Raw genomic sequence first — 2776 nt, 5'->3', positions numbered from 1 at the left:
CCCGTCTGGGTGCTCGTCCGGGGGACCTGGTCTGGTCGGTCGGCGCCGGCAGCGGCGCCCTCGCCGTGGAGGCGGCCCGCTTCGGCGCGGCCGTCGTCGCCGTCGAGGCCTCGCGCTCGGCGTGCGCCCGGATCGCCGTCAACGCCCGCCGGTACGGCGTCGAGGTGGAGACGGTGCACGGGCAGGGCCCCGAGGTGCTGGGCGGACTGCCGGAGCCGGACGTGGCGGTGGTCGAGTCCGGCGGCCTCCAGGTCGTCCGCGCGGTGCTGGCCCGCAAGCCCGAACGGTTCGTCACCGTGGCCCGCACCTTCGCCGAGGCCGAGGAGTTCCGCCGGGCGATCACCGGGGCCGGGTACCGGGCGGACGGCGCGCTGCTGCAGTCGGCCCCGCTGCTCGGTGCGGACGGCGGAGGGGTGGCACTGGGGGCGGACGGACCGGGCGCGCTGTTGCTCTGGGGTGAGCAGATCGTGTGAAGGCCCCGGGGCCGGCCGGTGTTCCGGGCGAGGATGCCGACGGGGGACCGGTGGGGGAACGGCGGTGATCCAGGTCGCATCCGGACACTGATTCGAGAGGTGACGGCGCCGGGCCGGTAGTGTGGCGTCCTGGTCGGCGGCGGCGGTCGGTGACCTGCCCGATCCGGTCGGTTTGTCGCCATTTTGACGTGGTGCTACCCGGCCCGGCTCGGAGTGTGGGCAATTCGACGGGCCGCGTGCCGGACCTGGAGAATGCCGTAGGGTCCGGTGCGGTGGTGCCGGTCGCCCCGGGTTGTCGTTGTTTCAGATGGCGCGCCGTTCCGCAGGGGAGGCGTGCGGGCCGGGGTGCGGCAGCTCACCGGAATGACTTTGGCCGCAGCGCCTCGGCGCGGCGGCCGTACGTGGTTGAGGGGCGGGTCGGTGCAGGCCCGGCCCGTGCGGATGGGCGCTGCGGTCGGTGATCGTGTCGCCGAGGGCGCGGCAGCGGCCTGGAAGGAGCTTTAGACAATGACCGATGGCGGCCACGTCCCGGGCGAGGGACTGCCGGAGCACCTGCACGCCGGACCCGACCCGCTCGGCGGCCCGGAGGGCGTCGCCGCCGCACCCGTGCAGGGCGTCGTGCCCGTGCCGGGTGTCATGACGGACGGCGGAGCGATCCCGAACCCCGCGGTGCCCGGGACCGGCCTCCACGGCGCGGTGCCGCCCGCCGTCGGCGTCATCCCGGCGCAGGGCCACCCGCAGGGCGTGCCCGCGTACGGCGTGCCCGGCGAGGGCTGGGCGGTCGACCAGGGCGCCCCGCGTCCGGCTTTCCACTTCCTTGACCAGCCCGACCAGGCGGACGGGCTCGACGACGAGGACGACGTCCTGCTGATGCCCGGCCCGCAGGGCTCGTGGGGCGAGCCGCTCGTGGCCGTCCCCGCCGAGCAGGTGCCGGTCGATCAGATGACGGCCGCGCCGCTCCAGGACGGCATCCCGGTCGAGCCGTCGTGGCCGCCGGTGGACCCGCCGGTCGCGGGCGCCGAGCAGTTCCCGCAGGCCGTGCAGGTCGCTCCCGTCGCCCCGGCGACCCCGGTGTTCCAGGAGCCGGTGACGCAGGCTCAGCCGCCGCGCCGCCCGCTGCACGCCGGCCCGCCGATCCCGGACCCGTCGATGATGACCGGCCAGGTGCCGGTCCGCTCGCTCGCCGACCGCGGCCCGTCGCTGGGCAGCACGCCCGCGCACGGCATCCCGGTCGTCGGCCGCCCGGCCGAGGCCCAGGCGCCGGTGGCGGCGCCCGTCGCGCAGGCCGTCCCGCTCGCGCCCGTGCCGCCGGCCGTCGACGCCGTTCCGGTCGCGGAGGTCCCGGGCCCGGTGGCGGACGCTCAGCTCGCGCAGGCCGTCCAGGAGATCCCAGGCGGCGTGCAGGTGCCGCTCGGGGAGCCGGTCATGGGCGGCGTGGCCGTGCCGACGGCCGGGGCGATCGAGGTCGTCGAGGTTGCCGAGGTGGTCGAGGCCACCGTGGCTGCCGTCGCCGAAGCCGTCACCGAAACCGTCGTTGAAACCGTCACCGAGGTCGCCGCCGAGCCCGTGGTCGCGCCCGTCACCGAGCCGGTCGTCGAGCCGGTGGCCGAGGTCGCGCCGCAGGCCATCGCGGTCGAGCCCATCGCCGTCGAGCCGGTCGCGGTCGAGCCCATCGCTGTCGAGCCCGTCGAGCCCGCGCCGCAGGCCGTCGAGGCGCATGTCGCCGAGGAGCCCGCCGGGCAGGCCGGGCAGCAGCCCCGCCGCATCTCCGCGTTCCTCGCCGCGCCGACCCCGCACGGCCTGCCCCAGGTCGAGGCGACCGGGCCGGCGCCGGTGGCCGAGGAGGCCGTCGCGCAGCAGCCCGCTCCCATAGCGCCCGCCGAGGGTGCGCCGGAGGCCGCCGCCGAGGCGGAGCAGGCCCAGCCCGCCGAGGCCGTCGCCGTCGAGGTGGCGCCGGTCGAGGTCCAGGTTGCCGAGGCTGCTCCGGCCGAGGCCCATGCCGTCGAGATCCAGGCCGTCGCACCCCAGGTCGAGCAGGTCCAGGCCGAGCAGGCCCAGGTCGTCGAGGCCGTGGCCGTGGAAGCGGTCGCCGCCGAGGTCGTCGAGGCCGTGGAGACGGTCGAGGCCGTCGCGCCGGAGGCCGAGCAGGCCCAGGCCGCCGTCGAGGTGGCCGAGGTCGCCGAGGCCGCGCCCGCCGAGCCCCAGGCCGCCGCCGAGACAGCGGACGGCAACGCCGCTGTGCACTCGTCACTGGAGATCCGCGCCGCAGAGGCCGAGGAGCCGCTGGAGGCCGCGCCGGCCGA

General features: G+C 77.2%; 2 pseudogenes. Both read left to right on the top strand.

The annotated features are described in order from the left end of the window. Positions 1-473 (top strand): annotated as a pseudogene (locus AB0O00_RS34585) (precorrin-6y C5,15-methyltransferase (decarboxylating) subunit CbiE); the annotation flags it as partial. 507 nt (positions 474-980) lie between these two features. Next, positions 981-2776: pseudogene (locus tag AB0O00_RS34580) on the top strand (hypothetical protein); the annotation flags it as partial.

It is taken from the genome of Kitasatospora sp. NPDC093558, assembly GCF_040683475.1.
GTDB lineage: Bacteria > Actinomycetota > Actinomycetes > Streptomycetales > Streptomycetaceae > Kitasatospora.
The sequence above is the reverse complement of the archived record's forward strand: the minus strand, read 5'-3'. Positions and strand labels throughout refer to the sequence as shown.